The 26,800-nt window shown below is 54.2% G+C and carries 18 protein-coding genes; 7 read left to right on the forward strand and 11 right to left on the reverse strand.

Annotated features, from left to right (window positions below):
* Positions 1-550: 550 nt before the first annotated feature.
* Together Enr10x_RS01225 and Enr10x_RS01230 are read left to right on the forward strand one after the other, a co-directional pair.
* The gene (locus Enr10x_RS01225) at positions 551-976 is read left to right on the forward strand and encodes a BlaI/MecI/CopY family transcriptional regulator (RefSeq protein WP_145103135.1); all 426 of its coding nucleotides are present in this window, start codon (positions 551-553) and stop codon (positions 974-976) included.
* The gene (locus tag Enr10x_RS01230; protein ID WP_145447924.1) at positions 976-4,284 is read left to right on the forward strand and encodes a M56 family metallopeptidase; all 3,309 of its coding nucleotides are present in this window, start codon (positions 976-978) and stop codon (positions 4,282-4,284) included. Before Enr10x_RS01225 ends, Enr10x_RS01230 begins: the two co-directional genes overlap by 1 nt.
* Positions 4,285-4,542: 258 nt before the next feature.
* Here Enr10x_RS01230 and Enr10x_RS01235 read toward each other — a convergent pair whose 3' ends face one another.
* The 3 genes from Enr10x_RS01235 to Enr10x_RS01240 form a co-directional block, all read right to left on the reverse strand.
* Complete coding sequence (locus Enr10x_RS01235) at positions 4,543-4,773, reverse strand: hypothetical protein (protein WP_197997443.1); 231 nt, start codon at positions 4,771-4,773, stop codon at positions 4,543-4,545.
* Positions 4,774-4,852: 79 nt separating this feature from the next.
* Positions 4,853-5,017 (reverse strand): hypothetical protein, encoded by a 165-nt coding sequence (locus Enr10x_RS29790; protein WP_197997444.1) that lies wholly within the window; start codon positions 5,015-5,017, stop codon positions 4,853-4,855.
* Positions 5,018-5,140: 123 nt separating this feature from the next.
* Positions 5,141-5,368: a hypothetical protein gene (locus Enr10x_RS01240; protein ID WP_145447925.1), complete on the reverse strand. Its 228-nt coding sequence runs from the start codon at positions 5,366-5,368 to the stop codon at positions 5,141-5,143.
* A 320-nt stretch (positions 5,369-5,688) separates the two neighbouring features.
* Between Enr10x_RS01240 and Enr10x_RS01245 the strand changes: the two genes are divergently transcribed.
* A complete protein-coding gene (locus Enr10x_RS01245; protein WP_145447926.1) occupies positions 5,689-6,006 on the forward strand; it encodes a hypothetical protein in 318 nt (105 codons plus the stop codon).
* A 559-nt stretch (positions 6,007-6,565) separates the two neighbouring features.
* Here Enr10x_RS01245 and Enr10x_RS01250 read toward each other — a convergent pair.
* The 4 genes from Enr10x_RS01250 to Enr10x_RS01265 form a co-directional block, all read right to left on the reverse strand.
* The gene (locus tag Enr10x_RS01250; RefSeq protein ID WP_145447927.1) at positions 6,566-7,672 is read right to left on the reverse strand and encodes an ABC transporter permease; all 1,107 of its coding nucleotides are present in this window, start codon (positions 7,670-7,672) and stop codon (positions 6,566-6,568) included.
* 10 nt (positions 7,673-7,682) lie between these two features.
* Positions 7,683-8,816, reverse strand: a complete 1,134-nt coding sequence (locus tag Enr10x_RS01255) for an ABC transporter permease (protein ID WP_145447928.1) — start codon at positions 8,814-8,816, stop codon at positions 7,683-7,685.
* A gap of 27 nt (positions 8,817-8,843) precedes the next feature.
* Entirely contained in the window at positions 8,844-10,640 is a 1,797-nt protein-coding gene (locus Enr10x_RS01260) for an ATP-binding cassette domain-containing protein (protein ID WP_145447929.1), read from the reverse strand.
* Positions 10,641-10,701: 61 nt separating this feature from the next.
* Complete coding sequence (locus Enr10x_RS01265) at positions 10,702-11,769, reverse strand: efflux RND transporter periplasmic adaptor subunit (RefSeq protein WP_145447930.1); 1,068 nt, start codon at positions 11,767-11,769, stop codon at positions 10,702-10,704.
* Positions 11,770-12,506: 737 nt separating this feature from the next.
* On the opposite strand from Enr10x_RS01265, the gene Enr10x_RS01270 reads away from it, so the two are divergent.
* From Enr10x_RS01270 to Enr10x_RS01280, 3 genes are all read left to right on the forward strand, one after another.
* The gene (locus Enr10x_RS01270) at positions 12,507-16,214 is read left to right on the forward strand and encodes a PVC-type heme-binding CxxCH protein (protein ID WP_145447931.1); all 3,708 of its coding nucleotides are present in this window, start codon (positions 12,507-12,509) and stop codon (positions 16,212-16,214) included.
* A 475-nt stretch (positions 16,215-16,689) separates the two neighbouring features.
* Complete coding sequence (locus Enr10x_RS01275) at positions 16,690-18,504, forward strand: GspE/PulE family protein (protein WP_232093193.1); 1,815 nt, start codon at positions 16,690-16,692, stop codon at positions 18,502-18,504.
* A gap of 75 nt (positions 18,505-18,579) precedes the next feature.
* Positions 18,580-19,239, forward strand: a complete 660-nt coding sequence (locus tag Enr10x_RS01280) for a CvpA family protein (protein ID WP_145447932.1) — start codon at positions 18,580-18,582, stop codon at positions 19,237-19,239.
* Positions 19,240-19,282: 43 nt separating this feature from the next.
* Here Enr10x_RS01280 and rdgB read toward each other — a convergent pair whose 3' ends face one another.
* Both rdgB and Enr10x_RS01290 read right to left on the reverse strand, forming a co-directional pair.
* Complete coding sequence (gene rdgB / locus Enr10x_RS01285; RefSeq protein ID WP_145447933.1) at positions 19,283-19,903, reverse strand: RdgB/HAM1 family non-canonical purine NTP pyrophosphatase; 621 nt, start codon at positions 19,901-19,903, stop codon at positions 19,283-19,285.
* Between the two features lie 167 nt (positions 19,904-20,070).
* On the reverse strand, positions 20,071-21,141 hold the full coding sequence (locus Enr10x_RS01290) for a hypothetical protein (protein ID WP_145103168.1): 1,071 nt from the start codon (positions 21,139-21,141) through the stop codon (positions 20,071-20,073).
* A 366-nt stretch (positions 21,142-21,507) separates the two neighbouring features.
* Here Enr10x_RS01290 and Enr10x_RS01295 point away from each other — a divergent pair, with 366 nt between their 5' ends.
* On the forward strand, positions 21,508-22,221 hold the full coding sequence (locus Enr10x_RS01295; RefSeq protein WP_145447934.1) for a metallophosphoesterase family protein: 714 nt from the start codon (positions 21,508-21,510) through the stop codon (positions 22,219-22,221).
* Positions 22,222-22,225: 4 nt separating this feature from the next.
* Here Enr10x_RS01295 and Enr10x_RS01300 read toward each other — a convergent pair whose 3' ends face one another.
* Both Enr10x_RS01300 and Enr10x_RS01305 read right to left on the reverse strand, forming a co-directional pair.
* Positions 22,226-23,650, reverse strand: coding sequence for a class II fumarate hydratase (locus Enr10x_RS01300; RefSeq protein ID WP_145447935.1), 1,425 nt, complete (start codon positions 23,648-23,650; stop codon positions 22,226-22,228).
* A gap of 143 nt (positions 23,651-23,793) precedes the next feature.
* Entirely contained in the window at positions 23,794-26,796 is a 3,003-nt protein-coding gene (locus Enr10x_RS01305) for a PVC-type heme-binding CxxCH protein (RefSeq protein ID WP_145447936.1), read from the reverse strand.
* Positions 26,797-26,800: the final 4 nt, after the last annotated feature.

The raw sequence follows: 26,800 nt of genomic DNA on the forward strand, positions 1-26,800 counted from the left end.
ATTGTAGAGTATACTGTCTACCACTTGGACGGATGATATGACATGCCCGCGGATCCGGATCATGAAGCTTATCAAAAAGACATCCCACTGCCTGACTAAACCAGCGTCAGTCCAACAACCCTGCAGGAGTGAAGCAATGTTACATTTCACAGGATAACGACTTCGAGAAACCTTTCGTTTTGAATGACTGTCCTGCGTTGAATCAGTTTCACGAACAAAGTTGAGCAGTCGGACTGGTAAGGATCAATTTCAGTTCAGATTGAAGTGACGCGAAACCGTTTAACGGACGTTTTCTGAACCAGTACGTAAAACGTATGGGAAAACGGTTCTGATACCACACTTCAGTGGAGCTCCAACAGAAAAAGATACATCGAACACTAAGGCATATGACCGGCGTGATTCATGGACCCAGGTCAATTCTACTTGAATTCGAATCGATCAGATTATTCTTAACATATTAGACAATTGTCTAAATACATATTGACTAAAAATAGACGTGTGTCTAAATTGGTGGGATATATGATTCACTAGTGACTCCAGGAGATTTTAAATGGCAAAGAATTCCAGGAGTGGTCACTCCGCTTCCCAGGATCTACCTGAGGCAGAGCTTGAAGTTCTGGCTTGCCTCTGGAATGCAGGTGCTTTGACGGCTGGCGAAATTCGAAATCAGTTAGAGTCATATCGACCGATGGCGCATGGTTCTGTGCTTACGCTGCTCAATCGATTGTCTGAAAAGGGGCTCGTGAAGCGAGAGAAGTCAGGACAAGGCAAATCATTTGCTTACCGCGCGACACGAGGTCCCAAATCCACTCATCGTCGAATTTTGCAGAAGCTCAGACAACGAATATTTGGTGGAAACTCAGTCGCCATTGTGGCATCCCTGCTGGAAAGTCAACCCACCAGTCCGGAAGAAATTGAGGAACTCAAGGCTCTCATCGAACGTCTTGAACAGAATCAGAAATTGGAGGACAAATAATGTCCGTTGATACAATTAATTCCGTGGCCGATGCGTGGCTCTTTATTGTGATGCACATGGTTTGGCAGTCAACTGTCGTCGCATTGCTTGTCTTGGTTGTTGTTTGCTGGAAGCATCGTATTTCAGCAAATATTCGGTATGCGTTGCTGATGCTGGCTCTGATCAAGTTTGTTGTGCCACCGTTTTTTGCGATGCCGGGTGGGATTTTCAGTCAGTGGGAAATATCAAGCGGCTCGTCGGTTGAAAAGACATCGAGTATGGTTTCCGCACTCCCGCCGGAACGTGAGAACCTGGTAGTGCCGTCTTTTGAATCAGTAACACCTGGCAGAAGTGATCTGCCTGTTCCTGTCCAGAATAACCCGCAGAAACAAGTGAGATCGACTACCGAAATAGCTGATTCCCCGGTTTCGATAATTCCCTCATCATCAGAAATCCAGAAAGAACTGACGGTCAGTATCAGTTCCATTGCCTGGTTAATGATCGGCTCCATCATCGTAACCCTGGCGTTTCTGCTGTGGATGGCGAAAAGCAGCTTTCACCTGATGCGAATCATTGCTCGTTGTAAGGATGCAGATGGTTCCATGCTGGAAGAATTCAGAGAACTGGCTCGATCAATGGGATTGCGCCGCCGCATACGTTTGCTGTTAAGTCCGGCTCCCGTGACTCCGATGGCATGTGGCCTGATTCGTCCGACAGTCATTGTTCCCGCAGCCATGCTGTCTCAACTGTCGGCGACTGAGCAGCGTGCAGTTTTTGCGCACGAACTGGCGCATCACCGTCGTTTTGATCCTGCTGCACTTTGGATTCAAGGTCTCATTCGCGCTCTCTGGTGGTTTCATCCATTGGTATGGATGTTGCATCGAAACATGCAGCGCGTCCGGGAACAATGTTGCGATGATCTTATTGTGGTTGAGAATCTGGTTACGAAAGACGAATATTGTGCCGCATTAGTCCGTGCACTGGAGTGGTGCTCTGTGCGAACACGGATTTTGCAATTATCGGCATTGCAGATGCGACCGCTTCAGTCTCGCATCACACGCGTCCTGAATCCGCGGGTCCGTCGCTCGGCCAGGTTATCAAAACCTGCCTGGGGAATCGCGATTCTCTTGTGTGCCGCCATTCTTCCCGGTCTTGCTTTACGGTCTGGAGACGCTGTCGCCGATGTTCCCATAGCGAACAAAAGTGAGCAGCAAGAGAATGACCAGGCGGTGAAAGAATCGCATCCCGACCACGCCGAAATTGGTGGTTTAATTCTCGACGAGAAAGGTCATCCCGTCGAGGCAATCGTGCATTGCAGCCAGGTGATCAATAAAGTCGCCGACTACCAGTCAACGACGACAGATGCAACTGGTCGTTTCCATTTTGATGATATTTCAGCAGGCAGCTGCGCCTTAACCGTCGCCGCCGCAGGGAAAAGTTACACCGGCACGTACGTGTCGGTTCAAGCAGGGCAGATCGAACGGAATCTGAAGCTCATTGTTTCACGTCCCGAGTCTCTGGTTCTCAAGATCCAGGACAGGCAGGGAAAACCTGTTGCCGGGGTCGAGTTATCCTACGTCAGCTGGAATGTGAAGGGCGGCAGTCGATGGTGGCTTCAGCGGGAGACGCTTGAACGACTTAAAATTAATTGTCCCACATCGGATGCGGAGGGCAGACTTGTCATTGCAGGCATTCCAGCGGATGTTGATTGCAAGGTGTTCGTCAAACACCAGGACTATGTCAGTAGTATAATTGAAAACGCCAGCACATCAAAAGAGAATTCAATCACTCTGGAAACAGGAGTGCCTGTAGAAATTCAGGCAATCGTGGCAGAAACGGGGAAGCCTGCGGACGAAGCCACCGTCAGCATCTCAGGTTATCCGAAAAGTATTAACGTAAGAAACGTTCCCGTTGATTCGGAAGGCAAGTATCGCACTCGCTTCCCGTTCATGTCTCATCGCGTATATATCAATGTGAGACATCCATCGCTGGCGACAACTGATTCGGCTCGAATACTGGGTGGAACGGCTCGCAGTAAGTATGAATTCAAGCTATACCGCCGAGGGGTCGTCCGCGGACGTGTATTGACCCCAGATAACCAGGTGCCGTGTTCCGGAGTGCAGGTGCAACTCATCAGGAAACGGGCAATAATTCTAAGTTGTTATACCGACAGTGAGGGGCGCTTCGAAATGAACCCGCCATCCGGCAGATTTGGAATAGTTGTTGGTTCAGGAAATGGTTTCTATGGGGCAGACAGGAATTGGAAAGACGTCCACATTAAACCTGGCGAAACGACGGAGCTGGAAGATCTGAAAGCCAGACGGCTTCCGCTGATTCGTGGGGTCGTGCTTTTACCGAATGGCCAACCTGCCGTCAATGCATTGGTGATGCAGGGCGACAATCAACCCCAGTCCATATTCACCGATGAGCAGGGACGGTTCGAATTACAAATGGAGCATAAGCCCTGGGTCGCACATATTATGGCGTACCATTTGACTGACAAGTTAAGCTCGGGAGTGAGCCTCTCGGTTTCCAGCCTGGAAGAGGGGGCTGAAGCACGCATTCAACTTGAGCCGGAAACGATGTTGATCGGCTCTGTCGTCGACGCAGCAGGAACTCCGCTGGAAGATGTAGATGTGACACTTTATTCCGTCTATGGTGATAAAAAAAGAAGTGTATTCACAAGTCTCTCGACCCATAAAACGGATGCTTCAGGAGAATTTCGCTGTTGGGGATTAAGCAGACATCAACGGTATCAGGCAATGGTCAGCGTAACTCGCAATTCCAGATTACCTGGATTCGCCCGCGTCAAACCGGATACGACTCAACTTACAAAACCGGTACAACGCCTGGCACCAGTCAAAGTTGATTCCCCGATCTATCGAAATGAAAGTCAACCCCCGTCTTCGGCTGCGGAGATCGTGTGCCGTGATTGGATCAATTCGGACGAACTGAATCTGGCTTCACTCCGCGGCAAAGTCGTCTTACTGGACTTCTGGGCCACATGGTGTGGACCTTGTATGGCAGATTTGCCCAGGCTTCAATTGGCGCATGAGCTTTACGGGGAAAAAGGATTGGTGATTATTGGCCTTCACAATAATTCAGTTCCAACAGACGAAGTAAGAGCGTTCGTAAAAAAACGTGGACTGACCTTTCCGATAGGACTCGATACGTTGTCTGGTGAAACTTGCGGGAATTATAATGTTAACAGCTATCCGACGAAGATCTTGATTGGCCGTGACGGAAGAATCATTGCAACGCAAATCAGCACTGCAGAGTTACTGCCGATTCTTCGAAGAAATGTCCTCTATCACAACGATCAGAAATAGAGCGAATGCACGATAAGTGAATTTTTTGCCATACGGGAAACCAAAACCCGGTATACCCGCTGGTGACGATGAAAACCGGACTTACTTGAAAAGCCGGTACTTTCACAACGATACCCGTCAGAAAATCACAGCTGTTGTGACTGATCGTCGAACTATCGTCATTCGTTACTTTTACATCTAAATAAACGATCGAGAAGCTTCATAGGGAGTAAGATTCTTAAGAAAGAGTCCTTGATGCCCTTCAGAATGGATTCGCGATCACGAATCCCCGAAGGCCTGGTCGTCTTCGCGGAGGTTTGCCAGTGCGCGTTCGACGATGCGGCGGAACTCGCGTTCCAGTTCATCGATGTTGCGCTTGTCCTGGGGGAGCATCATCCAGCACAGCTGCAGTGCGTGACGCACGGACTGGTCGACCTGTGCCGGGCTGAAGAGCTCGCGCATTTTGTCGAATGATTCCTTGTCGCCGGGGTCGAGTGGTTGAAAGACCATGGGTTTGATCCTTTTGGAAGAACGGAGGATAAAAGTGTCGGACGCTGCTGTCCCGGTTTGAAAACGGTGATTTCACAGATCAGAAAACGGGGGGCGTTTCCTGATCCAACACCTCCAGGGCATGGGAACAAGCGGGATATAAATCGACCAGATCTTTGATCAGTCCACGAATGTTTTCCGTTTTATCGGCTTCATCCAGAATGTAGTCCGGAATGATTTCGAGACAGTCAAAAGCGTGCGACATTCTCTTATCACCAGCCATGGCTGCATTGTATCGTACTGAGACAAAAAAAACGTGAAGTGCATACAGGGCATGTCGGTATTTATCTTCTTTGATCATAGCGTCCCTCAGAAAAATGATCCCACTTCAATAAGGCGGTTCCTCTTCATCAAATGCGTCCAAAGCATTGACGCTCAAGCGATCTATCTGGCCGGCATCCATGATGAGCTGCCGAATGGCCTCTGTTTCATCTTGATCGCTCGCCAGAAGACGGGGGAGGTCTACAACTGTCTCCAGGTAATCCGCCAGCTCCCTGTGATTCGCCTGGATCGCTTCCGATTTCATTTGAACGATGATGGTCTGCAGGGCATACATGAGATGTGGGAATTTCTTACTGTTGAACATCAGTCACAACCTCAGATATCAGTATCGGTGCGATGGAGTCTTGTTTCTCCCAGGAGCTCTACTGGTTACATAAACTGGATGCAAAGGAACTTTCCAACTGCTTTGAAAGTGTTGGCTGCACCCGGGGAAGTGAGCTCTATACAGCTTAACGATTTTCAGCTAGGGGGGTGAGATTCTTTTTTGTAAAATGGGGGATTGGTTTTAGGGGAGACCTCGATTTTATCTACCACGAAAGACACGAAAAGCACGAAAGGGGTGAGTGGAAAAGTCAATTGAAAGGGGAATAGCGGATGAAATCCGGTATTGCCGGAGGCAACAGGAGGTCGTTGTGTGGTGGTCTGCTGGTGATGATTTATGATGTGTTTGTTCCAGATCAAGCACTGTCGGTCAAGCCGACAGGTGGCACCCAGTGTGGCGAGAACGTGGTTTCCCTGAGAGTTTTTCCTGTATGCAGCCTCGCCAGGCGGGCAGGCACATGGGCACTGCCCCTTGTATCTACTCTTGACTGGTTTCCCGGTGCCGTTCCGGTGGAGTTGGTTATGCGGGGCTGCGTGACAAAACGTGATTTATATGGTTATAAGCGGTTTTATTGCGGGTATAAGCGGTAAAAGTTGACCAAAAACGGTGTGCATCGATGAGCAGTAGTTTTTCAAATCGTGCTGAAACCAGCGGGTTTTATAGTGTGTTTGTGACATCGGTTCTGAATGTTCCAGTGAAAATGTGGTGTGCACTCGCGCGCGCGACGCATAACCAGGCATTCTGGTCAGGTGCAGGGCTGTGTCCAGTCCAGTTTATTCAGTAGTGAGGGAGGATTTGTGAGGTGGGATATGTTTAGCCTGGCAGAACTGTCGGGCGAGCCGAGCAGTGGCACGCGGTTGCTTAGAGGGTTGGAGTGATGGAGGCCATTTGAAACTTTGCTCTGACTGTTTCCTGCTGGCGGTGCTCGCCCCGAATTGTATTCGGGGTTACCCGTTTTCTTTGTGGTGGGTGAGTCTTATACCAGCACTGTTGGGCGAGCCAACAGGTGGCACCCGACGTCATAGAGAATAATTCGGGATGGGCAGTTAACAACAGACTGAGTAAGAACCGGGGTTAATGCCCTGCGATTCATGGAGGACAATGATGAGTCAATCACGATTCGTACGATTCAATCAATGCTGCCTGGAGTTAATACATGCGTCTGCGGAACATCCAGGTGGCCAGGGTGAGGGTGATCGCTGCGATGACCGCCATGGGCCAGAACTGGTTGATCAGCAGGTCGAAGGGAGTGCCTTCGAGGAAGGTGTTGCGGAGAACGACCAGAAAATAGCGGAGCGGGTCGGCGTAGGTGATGGTCTGGACGAACGGCGGCATGTTGGAAATGGGAGTGGCAAACCCGGAGAGGATGATCGCCGGGACGAGGAACAGGAAGGCGCCGAGCAGAGCCTGTTGTTGCGTGACGGCCAGGGAGGAGATCATCAGGCCGACGCCGATGGCGGCGAGGACGAACAGCACGATGCCGGTGTAAAGCGTCACGAGGCTGCCTTGCAGGGGGATGCCAAACCAGAAGACGGCGACCAGAACGATGAAGGTCGCTTCGCCGATGCCGATGATGAATCCGGGGGCCGCTTTTCCGATCAGAATTTCCCGGGGGCTGTAAGGGGTGACCAGCAGCTGGTCGAAGGTCCCCTGTTCGCGTTCGCGGGCGACGGAGAGCGCAGTGACGAGCAGGGTGACCACGAGCGTGAGCAGGCCCACAATCCCGGGGACAATAAACCAGCGGCTGATCTGGTTCGGGTTGAACCAGGAGCGGACTTCGAGGTGAGCCGGGGCGCCGGAGAGTCCCTGCGAGGCGGCCCAGTCGGTGTTGAATTGATTGATGATGTTCTGGGCGTAGCCGAGGACGATGAGCGCGGTGTTGGAGTCGCGACCGTCCAGGAGCAACTGGACTTTCGCCTGACGGTTGTGGTGCAGGTCGCGGCTGAAGGTGGGGCCGATGTGCAGGACGACGAGGGCTTCGCGGTTATTGATCAGGGGGGCGACTTCGCTGTCGTGGGTGATCGTGGCGACGTGGCGGAAGTTGTCGGAGCCGAGGAAGCGGGCGATCAGATCGCGGGAGGCGACGTCACGGCTTTCGTTATAAATCGCCAGCGGCACGTCGGTGACATCGAAGGTGGCGGCGTAGCCAAAGACGAGGAGTTGCAGAATCGGGGGTCCGATAATCACGAAGCGGCTTTTGGGGTCCTGCAGCAGGGCGAGGAATTCTTTATGGATCAGTGCGAGGATGCGTGACATGGTGCTGCTCCTAATCCAGCCGTTTGCGGGAGATGAGTCCCGTCAGACCCAGAAAGAACGTGGCCATCAGACAGAGCGCGATAAAGTTGGGTATCAGCACCGACCAGACATCGCCGGCCAGGAAGGTGGTCTTCAGCAGGGAGACGTAATAGCGTGCCGGGATGATGCAGGTGATCCACTGAATCACCGTCGGCATACTGCCAATATCGAAAATGAATCCGGACAGAATGAATGCGGGCAGGAAAGTGGTGATAATGGCGACCTGGGCGGCGACAAACTGGACCTTGGTGACGGTGGAGATCAACAGCCCCATGCCCAGGGCGGCGAGCAGGAACATGGACGAGGAAAGGATGAGGACCCAGATAGAACCACGGAGCGGAACTTCGAACAGCCAGACGCTCATCACAACCGAGAGTGCCAGGCCACACAGGCCCAGAAAAAAGTAGGGGATGATTTTTCCGAGCAGAACTTCCAGCATGGAGACGGGGGTGACCATCAGGGCTTCCATGGTGCCGCGTTCCCATTCGCGGGCCATGAGCAGCGCGGTGAGCAGAGCACCGATCAGCGTCATGATTTCTGCGACTACGCCGGGGACGAGGTAGTTGCGACTGCGGACGTTTGCATTGAACCAGATGCGGTGTTCGACATTGACGGGCACTGCGGGCGTTTGTCCGGTGGAAATCGCCCGGTGTTCCATCCATTTCTGCAGGACGCCCGAGACGTAGCCCTGAACAATGCGGGCGGTGTTGGCGTCGACACCATTCAGGACGAGCTGCACCGTGGCACCGTCAGATCTGCGCAACTGGCGGGCGAAGTCTGCGCGGAAATGCAGAATGGCATCGACCTCGCGTTTCATCAGCGCCTGGCGGGCGGTCGGCATGTCATGAAAGTAAACGGGCTTGAAATAGGGGGAGTGTTCCAGTTCACCGCAGAAGCTGGCGGTATCGGGAGTCGGGTATTCAACGACAATCGCGATGGGGACGTGCTCGGCATCCAGGGAGACGCCGTACCCGAAGATCAGCAGCAGAACGATCGGCAGGACGAAGGCAATCGCCAGCGCACTGGGATCCCGGAGGACCTGCAGGAATTCTTTCCTGATCAGTCCCCGCATTCGCATCAGTGCTCCGCCGCGTGTGGTTTTCATTGGCTGGTCTCTGGTCTGGGAATCGCGCTACGGCGTTCCCGATTCTATCTTTTCGTCTGTCTGTGTTTCGATCAAGTGAATGAATGCGTCTTCCATGGAGAGAGCCGGCATGGAGGGGTCGGGGGTTTCGTCCGAGCTGGCATGTTGTTTGATTTCGCGGGGCGTGCCCAGGGAGAGGACTTCGCCTGCCATCATGATGGCCAGCCGGTCGCAGTATTCGGCTTCTTCCATAAAATGCGTGGTGACCAGGACCGTTACATTCGCTGCAGCGAGTGCGTTAATCCGCTGCCAGAATTCGCGTCGCGCCAGCGGATCGACGCCCGAAGTCGGTTCATCCAGGAAAATGATTTCAGGTTCGTGCATCAGGGCGCAGGCGAGTGCGAGCCGCTGTTTATAGCCCAGGGGGAGGTCGCCACTTTTGTTATCCAGTACCGGTTTTAATTCGAATTCTGTGGTCGCCCAGTCGATGCGATCCCGGCGGCGCTGGCCGGCCAGTCCGTAGGCGCTGCTGAAAAACTGCAGGTTGTCATCGACGCTCAAGGTGCCGTAGAGTGAGAATTTTTGAGACATATAGCCGATGCGAGCCCGGGCGGCAGCCGCGGTTTTACGGACATCGACGCCCGCCACCTGCAGTGAGCCGTTACTGGCGGGCAGCAGACCGCAGAGCATGCGGAACATAGTCGTTTTGCCGGCACCGTTAGCGCCTAGCAGTCCGAAGATTTCGCCGCGGTGCACGTCGAAGGAGACGCCTTTGACGGCATAGAAGCTGCCGAAGCGGCGCTGCACATCGCGCACGCTGATGACGGTTCCGTCTTTGCCGGGCGGTTCTGAATGACTCGCGGGAGGATCGGTTGTGGAATCTGTGCCGGGCGTAACCGGATCGCGGCGCTCGCGGAGCATGGTGATGAAGCCGTCTTCGAAACGGGGAGGGACCGGTTCGAGTGTGATGTTTTGTTGGCCGGGGAGGAGTTCTTCCACTGTAGTCGGGGCATCTTCTGACAGGACGAGGCGGACGGCTTCGCCCTGGATGACGGCATCCAGTACTCCCGGGCGACCGGTGACGCGTGCCTGCAGGTCCCGGTTATTCCGGTCGGACGAATGGAGGTGGAAGGTGCGGCCGGTGAGTGGCTGGCTGAACTGTTCGGGGGGCCCCTGGCCGATGAGCTGTCCCTGATCGAGCATGATCACATTCTCGCAGCGTTCAGCTTCATCCAGATAGGCGGTGCTCAGGAGGACGGTCGTGCCTTCTTCTTTGACGAAACGGTCGACGATGACCCAGAGTTCGCGTCGCGATACCGGGTCGACGCCGACGGTGGGCTCGTCCAGCAGCAGGAGCCGGGGAGGACGCACCAGGGTGCAGGCCAGGCCGAGTTTCTGCCGCATGCCGCCCGAGAGTTTTCCGGCCAGTCGTTTCGTAAACGGGGCGAGGCCCGTCATCCGCATCAGTTCTGCATAACGATCGGGGCGGTCGTGAACGGGGAGACCCTGCAGGTCGGCATAGAGATCGAGGTTTTCCTGCACGGACAGATCTTCATAGAGTCCGAAGCGCTGGGGCATGTAGCCGACGCTGGCCTGGACCTCGAGAGAATCGCGGGCGGCGTCGAGCCCCAGGACGGTGACGGATCCGCTGTCGGCATGGAGCAGCCCGGCAGCCAGTCGCATCAGCGTTGTTTTGCCGGCGCCATCGGGGCCGATGAGTCCGGTGATTTTTCCCCGCTGCACGTCGATGGTCAGATCGTTGAGCGCAGTGACTTCGCGATTCCCGGTCCGGAATGTTTTGGAGACATTCTGGCAATGCATGGCTGTCGAATCGTGGCTGTCCATGGAATTGCTGTTTTTCCTGGTCAAGCGGACGGGGAACAATCAAGGCGAATCAACGGGCGGATCAGTGGTCGTGCTGCTCGTGCTTGCTGTCGGTGTCGGCGGTCGCTGGTCTGGTGTCTGCATTTTTTGTGGGATGCTGATCGAGGGGAATATGGACGGTGGCCGGCATCCCCAGCCGTAATTCGTTATTGGGTGCTTTGACAAACACGCGGATCTGATAGACGAGCTTGGTCCGCAGTTCGGGAGTTTCCACGGGCTTGGGAGTGAATTCGGCAGTCGGAGAAATGAATCCGATCCAGCCAGCGTATTTTTTGTCGGGGAAGCTGTCGGTGACGACTTCGGCTTTCATGCCCTCAGAGATTTTTCCCAGGTCTGTCTCGGAAACATAAGCGCGGACCCAGACCGGATCGATCAGCGCGACGGTGTAAACCGGTTTCTGGGGGGAAGCCATATCACCGACTTCGAGGATTCGCTCCTGCACGATTCCGTTGGAGGGTGCGTAGAGATGTGCGTCTGCCAGATCGTGCTCGGCCTGTTTGAGTTCGACCTTATAACGTTTGAGCAGGGCTTTGGCTTCGGCGATGTCTTCCTTACGGGGGCCTGCGTTGGCGAGATCGAGAGCCGCCTGCTGAAGTTTGACGTTGGCTTCCGCGGTATCGAGCTTGGAGCGGGCATCGTCCAGATCCTGCTGGGTAGCGACGTTTTTCCTGCTCAAAGCGAGAACCCGCTGGTAGGTCGCTTTCACATCTTTGAGTTCCGCCTCCACAGAGTTCAGCGAGGCTTCGGCTTCGCGGATTTCTTCAGGACGTGTACCGGCCACCAGTCGATCGACGACCTGCTGCTGGACCTCGATTTGTGCTTGCGCCCGATCGACGGCTAACTGAAATTTTCTCAGTTCCAGTTTCCCCAGGAGTTCGCCGGTTTTGATCCGGTCACCTTCTTCGACGAGGACACTGCCGATCCGTTCGCTGGCATTGAAGGAGAGTTCGACCTGTCGGACGTCAACGGTGCCGTAGAGGACGAGTTCCTGAGCGCGGGACTGATCCTCCCGTGTCTTCCAGTACCAGCCTCCGACGATTGCTGCAACGATTAATCCACCCAGTAAAATGAAGCGGGTACCAGACTTCATGCGTTTATTCTCAGTGCTCCAGGGAAATTTCTGTCTGTTTGACGCGAAAACAATGATCTGGCGGGCTGCCTGAGTGACGAATGGATTGTTTACTATCTGCGACTGATCTGGCTCGGGCTAAACCTTTCCACCACATTCATTTCGACATTCCGGCTCTCTGGAGCTTATTATGACTCTGGAGTGAAGCGACTTCAACTTAGAGCCAGAACCAGAGGGGAGCAGGGCTGCCGTTAAATCAAAGTCAAAGCGAGACTTGCGCGGTCTTATGCTGGCGCCGCTTCAGGCATGGACAGTTTTAGTGCTTCTGGATTTGCGTGCTCTCCAATCTGGCAGAACCGGGTTTAAGAAACTTCAGTATTGAGGAAGATAAATCGCGGTCGAGACACAGATCGATGGGAAATCTGACATAAGTATCATGAGATGTGGACTTTAGCGGTGATATGTCATGAGATTCTTTTAAAGGTTGAGAAATTAGTCTCAACCTGTTTCTACAATTGTTTTTAGATCCACTGTCAAGCCTCAATTGACGATGCCCTGCAGGCCTCGTTATTGTGGGGGTATCGCTTAGCTGTTGAGACGCCGCTGACTGAGAATCAGCGTCTGTCGTTCTCGCTCTAAAGCAAAAGTTTCTGATTTATTGGAAACGTTTTCCCGCCCCGTATCGTAAGAAAACGGTACCACTCCCCACGAAGCTAATAACTTCTCACGAAGCTAATCAAACTGAAAAGGAAGATGGAATGCGACTTTGTCTGGTAATGGCCGCTCTGATTCTGTGCAATCTGCATTCGACTCTAAGGGCCGACAAACCTTTTGAACTGAAGAAAAATGAACGCGTAGTGGCTGTTGGAAACGCGCTGGCCGAACGGATGAATCAGTTCGGTGACTTCGAAACCCTGCTGCAGACCCGGTATCCCGAGAAGGAAATCATCTTCCGGAACTTTGGCTGGCCAGCCGATGAAGTTGGCATTCAGCAGCGTCCCAGTAACTACACCACGATCGACGATCCGCTGGAAGTCTTCGGTCCGGAAACGTTTCTCTGCTTTTTCGGTTTTAATGAATCGTTTGCTGGTACTTCCAAAGAGAGCCTGGACGTCTTTGTGAAGAACTACCGCAACTACATCGCGGAACAGACGAAGCGTTTTACGAAGAACGGCAAGAAGCCGCGGTTCGTACTCATCAGCCCGATCGCTTTTGAGTCAACGGGTAACCCGCTGCAACCAACCGGAGTGGAAGAAAATAAAAACCTGGCCGCTTATACGGCTGCGATCAAAAAGCTGGCCGAGGAAGACGGATACCGTTTCGTCGACCTGTTTACAGAAACGAAAACCAAATTCGCGCAGGAACCCGGCAACCAGTACACGGTCAACGGGGCGCATGCGAACGAGAAGGGTTACCGGCTCATTGGCGAGATGCTGGACGGGAGCCTGTTTGTCTCCCGGCATCCCCTGGGAACGGGTACTTCTAAATTCAACGAAGTTCTGAAGTGGGTGAATGACAAATCCTGGTTTCATGCACAGGACTACCGGATGCTGAATGGCTGGTATGTCTATGGGGGGCGTCGGACCTGGGATATGGAAACGTTCCCTGGTGAATATCAGAAGATTCGAAAAATGGTCGAAGTACGTGACCGTTATATCTGGGAGATGGCCGCCGGCGGCGTGGTACCCGATCAGCCCGACGATTCCAAGACCGGTGAAGTTTTCATTCCGGAAACCATGTTCGGCAGCCGGGATGAACGGTTCCGGGAAATGCGCGAGCCGAAAGATCTGAAGTATCCGACTCCGGAAGAGTCGATCAAGATGATGAAGGTTCCCGAGGGTTTCAAGGTCGAGCTGTTTGCCTCCGAGCGGGAGTTTCCCGAACTGGCGAACCCGAACCAGATCGCCTTCGATAACAAGGGCCGTTTGTGGGTTTCCTGTATGGCCAATTATCCGCAGTGGCTGCCTGGTGCAGGTAAACCGAGCGACCGGCTGCTGATCTTTGAAGATACCGACGGCGACGGCAAAGCCGACAAATGCATTCCCTTCTACGACAAACTGATCTGCCCCACCGGATTTGAATTCTGGAACGGGGGCGTACTCGTGGTCGATGAACCGCGGATCCTGTTCCTGAAAGACACCGATGGCGACGACAAAGCCGATTTCGTCCAGGAAGTGGTCAACGGAATTGCCACCGATGATACGCACCATACTGTGGGTGCCTGGGAATACTCGAACGGCGGTCTGTTGCACATGCTGGAAGGCGTTTCGCTGTCAACGACACTGGAAACTCCCTACGGTGCGTTCCGTAACAAGGACACCGCAGGCTGTTATACGTTGGATCCCCGCACACTGAAATTCCGTCACTTCCGGACTCCCGGCTACGGGAACCCGTGGTGCCTGGTCTTCGATCAGTGGGGCAATGGTATGGTGGGTGACGGGACGAACGCCAAACAGCACTGGACGAGCCCGCTCTCCGGTCTGGAAGTCAACACGCGACGAACGCTGGAACCCAACTTCGATAACGAGGGGATGCGTCCCGCTGTAGGGAACGAGTTCCTGATTTCACGGCACCTGCCGGATGACGTGCAGGGCCAGTTCATCTATGCCTGTGTGATTAACATGCACGGCATGCCGCGGTTCAATCTCCGTGATCAGAAAGATGGTTCCGGCTTTGAAGGGGAACGCGTCGAAGACCTGCTCTCCTCGACCGACATGATTTTCCGTCCCGTCGATCCGAAGATCGGACCGGATGGGGCGGTCTGGTTTGGTGACTGGTGCAACGCGTTGATTGGTCACATGCAGTATTCACAGCGTGACCCGAACCGCGACCACAAACATGGCCGCATCTATCGACTGGTCAACACGAAGAAACCGCTGCTGAAGCCTGTCACACAGGCCGATAAGTCGATTGAAGAACTGCTGGAGCAGCTGAACGCCTATGAACTGCGGACCCGTTATCGCGCCCGTCGCGAGTTGTGGGACCGGGATCAGGCTGAGGTGCTGGCGGCAGTCAATAAATGGATTGAAGGAGTGAATGATCCGAAGCAGCTGTGTGAAGCGATGTGGCTGCAGGAAAGTTTCCGTGCGGTTGATCCGAAACTGGTGGATCGCATCCTGGCGACCGATGAATATCGGGCCCGGGCTGCGGCGATTCATACGATGGTCAATGAAATCGATCGTCAGCCGCAGTTGAAAGCGTATCTGACGAAAGCGATCAACGATCCCAACCCGCGAGTGCGACTGGAAGCCGTGCGTGGTCTGAGTTTCCTCGGGACGGTCGAGGCGACTCAACTGGCACTGCAGGCGACCGATCACGAGATGGATTACTGGATTGACTACACGCTGGAGCATACGCTGCATGCACTCAAGCCTGCCTGGGAAGTCGCAGAGTCGAAGCCCGATTTCCTGAAAGGTTCTTCTGATGCGGCGAAGAAATACCTCGACCGTTATAAGAAGATGACGGGACCGGGGGGCGCCGCGGTGAAACCGCTGGAGATTGCCGGTTCCGAAGAAGCTTCGGCAGGGAAACGCAAAGCCGCGATTCGGCAACTGGCTTCCATGCAGGGGGGCAGCGCTGCCCGCGGAGAAGGCGTATTCAAGCAGGTCTGTTCCGCCTGTCACATGGTGGGCGACCTGGGTAAAAAGTTTGGTCCGGACCTGAGCGACATCGGTCAGCGGGTGAGCAAACTGGAAATGATGACTTCGATCCTGATGCCCAACGACAAGATCGCCAAAGGTTTCGAGACCGTGGCGATTGTCACGGTCGAAGGTCAGGTGCATACCGGCTTTGTGCTCGCTGAAACAGATCAAATGATCTCCCTGGGATTGGCCAAAGGGAAGAAGATTGATATTCCCAAAGAGGACATCGAGCTGCGTAAGCCGATGAAGTCCAGTTCGATGCCCGAGGGACTGATCAAGACGATCGCCCCGATCGAGTTTCTGGACCTGGTGGCCTATCTGTCCCAACAGCGATTGATCGCTGTGTCGCAGGACAAGGAGGGCTGGATCAGCGCGAAGCAGAAAACCGTCAAGTTGCGGAAGAAGAACGGTTTCAAAGAGATCTCCCGGGATGCAGCCATCAAGTTTGGTGGCAAGTTCGGAAACAAGACCTGGAACAAGGATGCCTATCTGTTTCTGACAGACGTTCCCGCGGAACGATTTGATTTCGCTTTCCATTCCGATATCGATTCCGAGTCGCCTTATGTCACGATTCGTCTGAAGGATGATTCCGAAATCCGTACCATCTGGTTAAAGAACCGGGGTGGGCTGAAGGAACGGGCCAAAGGCCTGACCGTCTGGATTTCTTCTGATGGGACGAACTTCGAGAAGGTCTGGACCGCGGAAAAAGCGGAACCGGAGTGGACCATCGAACTTCCTGCAGGCACACGTGCCAAATTTGTGCGTGTGGGCCTGGAAGGGAAGGGGACGCTGCATCTGCATCAGGCAGCGATTTTCGGCAAGTAAGCTGAACGCTATTTGTGATCTATTCAGTTAAAGTGAACGCTCCCCCTGGTCTGAATTATCAGATCAGGGGTTTTTTGTTGGAACAGAACAAATCTGTATTGGTTGATATGATCCTGCAGGCGGTCTGTTTCGTTGGACAGGGCAGTAACTTTTACCGGAGGATGGATGAAGATTTCGAACTGAGTTTGCTGATTCGGGAGCGGTGCAACACGTTTTTACCTTTTCATTTTCGGGTGACTGCCGCTAATATATGAGGTATATACTTGTATTGCATGGGTACCTGAAATCGGCACATCTGGTGAGTAAACCGGGAAAAAGTAGATCTCCTGCTTAAAAAGTAGAGAATGCCGTTCCTTCCATAGAACATTTTGGCTAAATTCAAGTCCCTATCGTATCTCATTTTAGCATGATTTAAGGCCGGTTTTCCGGGTCTTTCACTTTTGAGGGAACAGCCCACAGCTTGAGGTGCAACAGCGTGAAATCTATCTGGGCGTATTTATTGATTCTGCTGAGCGTGGTTCTGTCCTCAGCAGAGCTGCATGCACAACCCGTGGCCGAAGAGGGGCGAGGTGACGAGCAAACCACGCGCGCACCCGCGAATACTGCCAGTGTGGGACAATATCCTCCTGTGCCGATCCGGTTTTTTCGGGGGAACGGTCCTCAGACTTCCTCCCAGGGATTCTATTTCAATTTCTGGAAAATGCTTTTTGTCTGTCTGCTGTTTCTGCTCTGGGCCAAGACCTCTTACTGGGTGGATGAAGACAGTCGGGGACTGAAGTGCAATACTGAATTCTGGAGTTCGCTGATCCTGGTAGCCGGCGTGCTGGGTTTTCTGCTGGTATTCTGCATGCCGAACTTTATCGTTGGCTTTCTATTGCTGGGCGCTGCTTATGGTGCACCGCTCGGGTTTTATATCCAGGAACGTAATGGCAAAGTGCCGGCCTCGAGCCGCGTGATGACTCCCGATCACATTAAGAAAATGACCATTCGTTACCTGGCAGGCATGGGAATCCGCATTGGTGGTAAAACAACGCAGGAAGCCGCCATGGGGCCCGATATTCGATTTATCGGAAAATCTTCCACGGGTCGCGGCGACGATCCTGCCAGTTCCCGTCGAGTAGAGAACTCGCGTGGATTCCTGGCAGCAAAAGAATTGATCTACGATGCCACCATGCGTCGTGCGACCGACGTGCACCTGGAACCGAAAGAAGACGAATATGGGGTGCGGTTGCGTATTGATGGTGTCATGTATCCCACGGAAGGCTTTGACCGTTCGATCGGCGAAGCGGTGCTGAATATTTTCAAAGTACTCGGGGCGATGGACATTACCGAGAAGCGTCGTCCGCAGGACGGTAGTTTCCGTGCCATCATGCCGGACCGGGAAATCGACTTTCGTCTTGCCAGCCAGGGGACGCGTCACGGCGAAAAAATGAGTCTGCGTATTCTGGACCAGACGAATTCGATCGCTTCGCTCTCAGAGCTGGGGCTGCGGAAACAGCTGGTCGATAAAATGTGTTCGATCGTGAAACAGCCGCACGGTCTGTTCCTCTGCTGCGGTCCGACGGGTGCCGGTAAATCGACAACCCTGTATGCCGCTCTGCACGAAATCGACCCGTATCAGCGTAATATCATTACGATTGAAGATCCGGTGGAATACCGGATTGATAACGTTTCGCAGATTGAAATCAACCAGAAAGCCGGTCAGACCTTTGCCGAATCACTGCGAAGTATTCTGCGTCAGGACCCGGATGTGGTCATGATTGGTGAAATTCGTGACGCCGAAACCGCCCGGATTGCCTGTCAGGCTGCCAACACCGGGCATATGGTGTTTTCCACGGTCCACGCCAACGACACATTTACGGCCTTGTACCGTTTGATCGACCTGGAAGTCGAACCCTTCATGCTGGCCAGTTCACTGTCTGCCCTGTTGGCACAGCGTCTGGCGCGACGGTTGTGTCCTGACTGCAAAGAAGCCTATCAGCCCAATCCGGAGTTTCTGAAAAAAGCGAACCTGCCGCCGGAGAAGGTGAAATGCTTCTATCGTCAACCGAAGAGTCCGGAGCTGGTCTGTCCCACCTGTAGTGGTCTGGGTTATTACGGACGAATCAGCGTGGTCGAACTGCTGGAGTTCAACGAGCGGATGCGGGATATGATTCGCGATGCCGCCAACATGTCGCAGCTGAAAGCACAGGCCCGGAAGAACGGCATGTTGTATATGAAGGAAGAAGGCCTGCGTCTGGTGGTCAAAGGTGTTACGTCCATTGATGAGTTACTGCGTGTCGTGAAGTAATTTCCGACAGCGAGGGTATGATACCTGCGATAGAGAGACCCGTTTAAAGCGACTCAGTTCAGTTTGGAATTAAATATGATCGACATTCTACTGCTTGCCATTCTGGGAATTGTGACCTGGTGCGTTGCCAGTGAAGGTGCCTGGGGAGCAGGTTTTATTTTTGTCTCGGTATTGCTGGCTGCCTTGCTGGCGATGAATTTTTTCGAGCCGCTGGCTACGTTTATGGGCAACAACGTGATCGGATCCGGCGCCTGGCAGCAGCGGTGGGACAGTATTGCGCTGGTCGGTCTGTTTGTCGGGTTCGTCTTTCTGTTTCGTGAGGTGACAGTCCGGATTGCGCCGGCGTACATGCAGGTGCATCCCCTGGTGCATGAAATTGGTCGCTGGGGATTTGCGGCTTTGACCGGCTACATCACCATGGCCTTCCTGCTGACAGCTTTGCACACCACTCCATTACCGCGGGAGTTTGCCGGGTTCACTCCCGAACGGAAAAACCTGTTCGGAGTTGTAGCACCCGATCGCCAGTGGCTGGGATTTACGCAGTATGTTTCCGAGAAATCCATGCGGAATGGCGCGCTGGGACATATCTTCGACGGGCCGGAGTACATGCTGCCTCAGCACGAGAACCAGATCTGGCCTTCGTTCCCGATTCGTTATGCTTCACGGCGGGCAAGTGGGGCGGGAGCTGCGGCTCCACCGCCGGTCTCGAAAGAAAAAGCAGACCGCTCGTTCTGATCTGAGATTCCCGGGACGGTTGATCTATGTTCTATCCGGGTCATCAGTCTGCCAGATTGTGGAAGAGCGCCACCAGTTGCGGAATGAATCGTTCAAATGCCCGTGCCCGGTGACTGAGATGCTGTTTGACGATGGGAGCCAGTTCCCCGAACGTTTTGTGCAGCTCGATGATTTCGAAATAGGGATCATAGCCGAATCCGTTCTTTCCCCGGGCCTGATCGGTCATGCGACCCCGGCAGCGGGCTTCGACCTGCAGGCAGATCTCTCCCTGGGGATTTGACAGCGCCACATTACAGACATAGGCGGCGGTCCGTTCTGCCAGGGGGACGTCTTTCAGTTCCTCGAGCATTTTAGCGTTGTTCTTTTCGTCGGTCGCATCTTCACCGCTGAACCGGGCTGAATAAATTCCGGGTGCCCCATCCAGGGCATCGATCATCAGGCCACTGTCTTCCCCGATGGTCCACTCTGAAATGGCTTGTGCTGTCTCAGATGCTTTTTTCGCGGCATTCTCGGCAAATGAATTGCCGTCTTCGACGACTTCTTTTGCCTGGGGAAAGTCGGCGACACTCTGGACTTCGATGCCATGCGGTTTCAGTAATGCGGCGATCTCGCCCGCTTTTTTCTGGTTCCGACTGGCCAGGACAATGCGTGGGTAGTGAGACATGGATGAGTTGGATTTCGCTGCAGAAGGTGAAAAACATTGAACGGCTGCTGATTCCAGTGGGCTATGTGACCACCGCGCAAAAAAGAAGCCTTCCCGATGTCTGGCACTTTAACAGGCCTGACGGACAGAGGGAAGGCAACAGAATGAATCGGTGAATCGCTGAGAGCTCAGCGCGACTTTGGATTTTGAATCAGTGTGGGTTTGGGGTCAAATACCCAGGAGGCCACAGGCGGTGCAGAGGGTTTATCGCCGGGAATCACAAAGTATTCCGCGGTCATCGTTTCCACTCCGGTTTCCGGATGAGGCTTCATTTTGGAACCAAACAGCTTCGCGTATTCGGCGATCCGGGGATCATCGGCTGAATCAAACGCACCGACGGCTACAATGGAACGATATTTTTCATGTAACACGTAGGCGTCGATATTCCGTGGCGAACCAGCGGGAAAACCATAGCTTTTGGCGTTGCGTAATGCTTTGGCGAGCGACCAGGCATTTTCTGCGGCACGGTCCAGGGCGTTGCTGATTTTCAAGCTTTCGGTTGCATTTTGAAAGCGGGAAGTTGCAGTCTGGGTGACCGAGTTTCCGTAGAACGAGGCGACGACCAGAGAATATTTGCCCTTGTTTTTCAACAGTGAATATTCGATACCCGAGTTCAGTTTAGCAATCAGCGGATCCTGTTTCCGTTGTGCGACCTCCTGGGGAGACAGCAGCGGATTGATTGTCAGGAACGCACCGCTTAACGGTCCCGGCTGACCGGGAGTTTTCTTGTAGACACCATTATCGGTGATGACTTTAGGGTGGAAATTTTTGATGTACTTCAGTGTTTTCTGCGCGACATCGTCTTCACTGTCGGAATAGTTACCGGCGATGACCGAGATCATCGCCCGCTGGGCAGCATAGCTGCGGCGTTCTTCGCGGCCGAGACGGTCCAGTGTGTTAAACCGTTGAATCACGGCTTCCTGACTGAAGGTATAAGCGGGGATGCCGCGTTTGCGGAGTTCGTATACCAGTTCGTCCGCGGCTTCCTGGGCGCTCAACCCCTTGGAACGCCTGCTCTCTGGAATATCCCGCAGGCTGGCAACCATGATCATCCAGGGCCCGTGTCGTTTGGTGAGCTTGTATTTCTTGCCTTTCACGGCTTCAATACGGGCATGCGCTTCGGGCATGCTGCCTGTCGTACAGACAATGGCGGCGAGTAAAATAATCAGGCTTTTGCAAAGCAGTTGCGTGGTCCGCATATCAGTATCCCTTCTGAAAGCGTCCGAACCGGAAAATATTAAGGGGTCAGCAGGCGGCGATTCTCACTGCATCCTGAGCGGGAATCAGTGCCCGTGTAACAGACTTTGGTCGTGAAGATGTTGAGATGACTCAGACATGTGCGGGGGAGTCTAGCAGTTCTGCAAAAATGAGTCCAGAGCTGATTTCTCGGCTCTGAAGGGGCTGTTACTTGAGGGAATCTGCTGGAAATTCTCTGGAAAATCAGAAAAAGTTTCGCCCGTTCTCCAGGTAGAACATATAATCTTAAGTGTATATTTAGTAATAAGATAGGGTTGTATGTAGCTCGTCTGCCCACGGCGAGCCGGCGTTGTAACAGGGAAGAACTCATGCGCGTACTCGTGATTTCTGACATTCATTCGAACTGGGCGGCCCTGTCGTCGATTCAGGAAGAATTTGATTATTGTCTCTGTATCGGCGATCTCGTGGACTATGGAACCGACCCGTTACCCTGCATCGAATGGGTGAAACAGCATGCGACCGCCTGCGTCCGCGGCAACCATGACCATGCGGTCGCCCAGCGGGTCGAAGCCAAAGGGACGACCGGTTTCCGGAAGCTGGCCTGTTTCACGCGGCCCCTGCACTGGGAGCTGCTGGATCGGGTGCGGATGAAATACCTGGCGCGGCTGCCCATCTCTCAGCAGATCACCATTGAAGGGGTGACGTTCTACCTGGTGCACGGGACCCCCCGCGATCCCCTGGATGAATATCTGGGCGATAATGAAGCGAGCTGGACCGCCCGCCTGCAGGGAATCAATGCGAACTTTGTCTGCGTGGGGCACACGCATCTGCCGTTCCACCTGAACCTGGGAGACAAGCAGGTGATTAACCCGGGCAGTGTGGGGCAGCCTCGTGACGGCGACCCCCGCTGTTCCTATGCCATCATTGAGGATGGCCAGGTCACCTTGAAGCGGCAGGAATACGATATCGATGCCGCGGTCCGCCAGATGGAAGAAGCCGGTCTGTCCGGAGAAGCACTGGAATTGGGTGCCAGCGTTCTCCGGAACGGACGAATGACTGCAGAAGCCAACCAGAAAGAGTAACCACTCAGGCCTGCGGCTCGGTCATGCTCATCGGATCAAGGGCCTCCTTCAACGTCTCTGCGGGCAGGATCTCCTGTTCGGTGCAGAGCTCGCGAATCGTCTTACCCGACTTGAAGGCTTCTTTGGCGAGAGCAGACGCTTTTTCGTAGCCGATGTGCGGGTTCAGGCTGGTGACCATCGACAGGCTGTTCTCCACGGCGGCGTTGCAGGCTTCCTCGTTGGCTTCCATATTTTCCAGGCAGAGCTTCACGAATTCGTTGCAGGAGTTCGCCAGCAGATGTACGCTTTCCAGCGCGGTGAAGCCCATGACGGGCATCATGATATTCAACTGGAACTGACCTCCGGCTGCGCCTGACATCGTAATCGTCTGGTCGTTGCCGATCACGCGGGTGGTGGCCTGCATCATGCTTTCGCACATCACCGGGTTCACCTTACCTGGCATGATCGAGCTGCCCGGTTGCAGGTCGGGGATCTTGACTTCATAGAATCCGCAGCGGGGGCCGGATCCGAGCCAGCGAATGTTGTTGGAGACGTTGAACAGGGTGGTGGCGATGGTTTTCAGTTCAGCGTGGCATTCGACCAGGCCGTCGCGTTGTGCATTGCCTTCGAAGTGATCCACGGCTTCGACGAATGCGATGCCTGTCAGTTTTGCGAGTTCTTCACTGACCCGTTTGCCGAATTCCGGATGCGTGTTGATTCCGGATCCGACGGCGGTTCCCCCGACGGGCAGTTCATAGACGGCTGTCGCGGCCCGTTTGGCCCGCTCGATGCTCAGTTTGAGCTGACGGGCAAAGCCGCCAAATTCCTGACCGAGTCGCAGAGGTGTCGCGTCTGCCAGGTGGGTGCGACCGATTTTAATGATCTGATCCCAGGCTTTCGCTTTTTCCGTCAGACTGGCTGCCATCTTTTCCAGTCCGGGAATCAGCTGCTCGTGAATGCTGGTGGCTACGGCAACGTGGATCGCGGTCGGGAAAGTATCGTTGGTGCTCTGTCCCATGTTGACGTGATCGTTGGGATGCACTGATTTATCGGCAGCGAAGCGATCTTCCCCCAGGATCTCAATCGCCCGGTTGCTGATGACTTCGTTGACGTTCATGTTACTCGACGTTCCCGAGCCGGTCTGGTAGACGTCGATCGGGAACTGGTCGTCGTATTTGCCTTCCGAGACGTCGGTGGCTGCTGCGACCAGGGCCTTGATCTGTTCGTCATTGAGGGGATTCTTTCCGGTGCCGGAGAGTTTACCCAGATCGCGATTCGCGTGTGCGGCAGCCAGCTTGACCTTGCCCATGGCGTGGATCAGGCTGGGAGGGAGTGTATTTCCGGAGATCTGAAAATTCTCAACGGCCCGCTGTGTCTGTGCGCCGTAGTAAGCTTCTGCGGGAACCTGCACTTCGCCCATTGAATCACGTTCGGTTCGAAACCCCGACATGGTATGTTTCCTGTCACTAAGAGAGTGGTAAATAGTAATGTGATCACGTAAAAAAGCCGGCGGTCCTGAATCGGAGCGCCGGCCTCAATTTTAGCAAGTTGTGCCGTTTTCTCAATTGCCGCGTCACCTGGGCGGGAATTTGCTTAAGGCAGGGGCTGTGAGCTGCGGAGATAGCTGAACAAGTTGCGAATTTCCTTGTCCGAGAGCTTGTCGAGCAGTCCTTCCGGCATCAGCGATTTTTTCTGCGGCAGCATTTCCTCAATGTTGTCCCGCTCGACGGTGATGCTCTGCCCGTCTGCACTGCGGATCACGATGACGTTATTGTCCTGGTCCGCCAGGAAGCCATTCACGACCCGTCCGTCCTCGGTGACGACCAGGTAAGTTTCGAAACCCTCCCGGATTTCATTGGAGGGATTGACGATGTTCACCAGCATCCGCCCGACATCATCTCGTTTGAAAGAGGTCAGGTCGGGGCCGATCTCACCGCCGTCGCCGAACAGTTTGTGGCATTTCCCGCAGTTTTTCTGGAAGAGCTTTTCGCCGGCATAACGGTCGGGCTCACCCTGAGCGGTCTGCAGCATTTTCTGATGAGCGGCGATCTGTTTCTGCATCTGTTCGGTGGTCGCACCCGCGATCGAACCGAAGTGTTTCGAAATCAGGCTACTGATGGCGTCGTCACTGAAGACGGTCATCTTGCGGGCTGTTTCGACGGGGACAGTCGTTTTGTTGATTTTGCCGGCATCAATGGCCTGTAGAAAATCTTTCGCCCACGGTTTGCGGATCGTGAGCAGTGTCTGGGCAGCACTCCGCAGGTCATCGGACATATTGGGATAGAGCGCGGTGACCGTCTTACCGATGGAATCATTCGGATACTGCTGCAGCGCACTGATGGCAGCGATCTGCATCTGCAGGTCACTGGAATTGGAAATGATATTCAACAGCACGGGTACGCAGGCGGGCACTTTGACTTCGCCAAAGATCTGAATCAGGTCGAGGCGTTTCTGGTTGTCCGCCTTGGGATCAGCCACGATCTTCAACGCTTTTTCGATCGCCTGTTTGTCGCCCTGTCTGAGTCCCAGTGAAATCGACTGTCCGCCGTATTTAGACATGGCGGTGACCAGCTCTTTGGGGAAGCTGGCTGACGAGCGACCTTTCATTGCCGTTTCAAAGCCGGACATCAGGATTTCTGCGTGTGACTGATCCGGTGCCAGTTCGAGCAGTTTCGCACAGACCAGCAGATCGTTTCGCGAGCCGGTGGCAGCGAAGCGACGCATGATCCGTTCCAGAATGTATTTTTCGACGAGTGGGTACTGCCAGACTTCCGGTTTCGCGAAGTAAGCCAGCAGGGCATCCCGGTCGTGGGCGACCCGTTTTTCGAGCGACCACCACAGGATCAGCGGGATGTGCACATCGTCCAGATCTTCAGAGCGACTGAGCAGATTAAAGGCGATCGGCAGTCCCGGATCAGCGGGGAGCCGTTTCGACGAGCTGCCCAGCTGGCTGCGGACCTGGACGTGAGGTTCGGTCAAAGCCAGGGCGATCAGCTGCTGTCCGATTTCCGGTGAGACCTGGTGGTCATCGCACAGCAGGCGAATGGTCCAGGCACGGACGTAGGGATCAGAGTGTTTGAGTGACTTCGCTGCGACCTCTTCATCAAAGCCGCCACTGAGGTTCAGCGCCCAGAGTGCTTCCAGGGCAGACTGACCGTCGCTCGCAAACAGCTTCTGTTTTAAAGCGGGGATGACGGAGGCATCTTTGCGGTCCCCGAACAGTCGCAGCGCCTGTTGACGGAACCAGCGGTTGGGATGATCAAGGACCGCGATCAGTTCCTGTGATGATTTCTTGCCCAGATCAAAAGGGGCCAGCGGTTTGGCATCTTTGGCGGTGAGGCGATAGATGCGGCCGTCCCCTTTTTCGACCTGTCCCGAGTAATGCTGTCCGTGGGCGATCTGGTGTTCGTACATGTCGCAGAAGTAAATCGCGCCGTCCGGCCCAAGTTTGATGTCGACGGGGCGGAAGCGTTTGTCGGTGGTGGCGACCGGACGCTGCAGGTCTTCGGTCTGGTAGGACGAGCCGTCGGCGGTGACTTTACTTTCGACCACGCGGCCCTGCAGCGGTTCTACACCAAACAGATGGCCCCAGTATTTTTTCGGGAGCGTCTCGGCTTCGTAGATAATGAAGTTGTGGGTGAAGCGGGGAACCTTGGCGTGCTTCATGGCCTGGAAGTACCCGAAGGCATACGGATTGGAGAGCGGTCCGTGTTTACCGAACCCTTTCTGATAGTAGCTGCCCTGCATGTAATGGAAGCCGCGCGTGTTACCGCCGTTATGGCCGGAATAGAGGCGACCCTTGTCATCGATTTCCACGCCGAAGGCATTACCGCCCCCTTCCGCGAAGATCTCGTAGATTTTCTTTTCGGGGTGATACCGCCAGATCAGCTGACCCAGGGTCTGGACCGCTTCTTTATCTTTCTGGCCGGGCTTTTTCACTTTGCCGGAGACCGTACTTCCCTGGGATGAATAGAGCCAGCCGTCCGGTCCCCAGCGGAGACTGTTGACGACGGAGTGAGTGTCTTCCAGGCCGAACCCTTCCAGATGCACAACGGGATCGCCGTCCGGCACATCGTCGTTATCTTTATCGGGATAGAACAGCAGGTAGGGAGGGTTCAGAACCCAGACGCCGCCCCGGCCTTTGACGAACGAAGAGGCGATATTCAAACCATCGACGAAGACGGAATGCTTGTCGTATTTCCCGTCGCCGTTGGTGTCTTCATGAATGGTGATTTTATCATCCCCCTTCTCGCCGTGTGGCGGAGGGAGAGGAACTTTGTCGTAGACGGCACGGTGGTGTTTGTCTTTACTGAGAATCCGCAGGCCTTCGGGATAGGGGTATTGCAGATAGTTGATGACCCACATCCGTCCCCGTTCATCGAAGTTGAGGAAGATCGGCTGTCTGACAATCGGTTCGGTCAGCACCTGTTCGAGCTTGAGATCCTCAGGGACGGTGAACTGCTTCAATGAGTCAGCGGGGCTGAAAAATTCGCCTCCCGTATTTTTGGGGGGTGGCGTGAGAGGAGCTGCCTGGCCGACGACGTACAGGGAACCGGAGGCCAGGCTGGTGAGCAGTAAGAACAATCGCAATTTCATTGTT

The sequence above is a fragment of the Gimesia panareensis genome (genome assembly GCF_007748155.1).
Taxonomy (GTDB): Bacteria; Planctomycetota; Planctomycetia; order Planctomycetales; family Planctomycetaceae; genus Gimesia; species Gimesia panareensis.

Excerpts from the sequence above, each read along its gene's own strand:
- Enr10x_RS01240 (WP_145447925.1), bottom strand. The coding sequence starts at position 5,368 with ATGTATGCCCTGCAGACCATCATCGTTCAAATGAAATCGGAAGCGATC.
- Enr10x_RS01230 (WP_145447924.1), top strand. The coding sequence starts at position 976 with ATGTCCGTTGATACAATTAATTCCGTGGCCGATGCGTGGCTCTTTATT.
- Enr10x_RS01290 (WP_145103168.1), bottom strand. The coding sequence starts at position 21,141 with ATGCGGACCACGCAACTGCTTTGCAAAAGCCTGATTATTTTACTCGCC.
- Enr10x_RS29790 (WP_197997444.1), bottom strand. The coding sequence starts at position 5,017 with ATGTCGCACGCTTTTGACTGTCTCGAAATCATTCCGGACTACATTCTG.
- Enr10x_RS01295 (WP_145447934.1), top strand. The coding sequence starts at position 21,508 with ATGCGCGTACTCGTGATTTCTGACATTCATTCGAACTGGGCGGCCCTG.
- Enr10x_RS01245 (WP_145447926.1), top strand. The coding sequence starts at position 5,689 with ATGAAATCCGGTATTGCCGGAGGCAACAGGAGGTCGTTGTGTGGTGGT.
- Enr10x_RS01225 (WP_145103135.1), top strand. The coding sequence starts at position 551 with ATGGCAAAGAATTCCAGGAGTGGTCACTCCGCTTCCCAGGATCTACCT.
- Enr10x_RS01280 (WP_145447932.1), top strand. The coding sequence starts at position 18,580 with ATGATCGACATTCTACTGCTTGCCATTCTGGGAATTGTGACCTGGTGC.
- Enr10x_RS01260 (WP_145447929.1), bottom strand. The coding sequence starts at position 10,640 with ATGGACAGCCACGATTCGACAGCCATGCATTGCCAGAATGTCTCCAAA.
- Enr10x_RS01265 (WP_145447930.1), bottom strand. The coding sequence starts at position 11,769 with ATGAAGTCTGGTACCCGCTTCATTTTACTGGGTGGATTAATCGTTGCA.
- Enr10x_RS01235 (WP_197997443.1), bottom strand. The coding sequence starts at position 4,773 with ATGGTCTTTCAACCACTCGACCCCGGCGACAAGGAATCATTCGACAAA.
- Enr10x_RS01255 (WP_145447928.1), bottom strand. The coding sequence starts at position 8,816 with ATGAAAACCACACGCGGCGGAGCACTGATGCGAATGCGGGGACTGATC.
- Enr10x_RS01270 (WP_145447931.1), top strand. The coding sequence starts at position 12,507 with ATGCGACTTTGTCTGGTAATGGCCGCTCTGATTCTGTGCAATCTGCAT.
- Enr10x_RS01305 (WP_145447936.1), bottom strand. The coding sequence starts at position 26,796 with ATGAAATTGCGATTGTTCTTACTGCTCACCAGCCTGGCCTCCGGTTCC.
- Enr10x_RS01250 (WP_145447927.1), bottom strand. The coding sequence starts at position 7,672 with ATGTCACGCATCCTCGCACTGATCCATAAAGAATTCCTCGCCCTGCTG.
- rdgB (WP_145447933.1), bottom strand. The coding sequence starts at position 19,903 with ATGTCTCACTACCCACGCATTGTCCTGGCCAGTCGGAACCAGAAAAAA.
- Enr10x_RS01300 (WP_145447935.1), bottom strand. The coding sequence starts at position 23,650 with ATGTCGGGGTTTCGAACCGAACGTGATTCAATGGGCGAAGTGCAGGTT.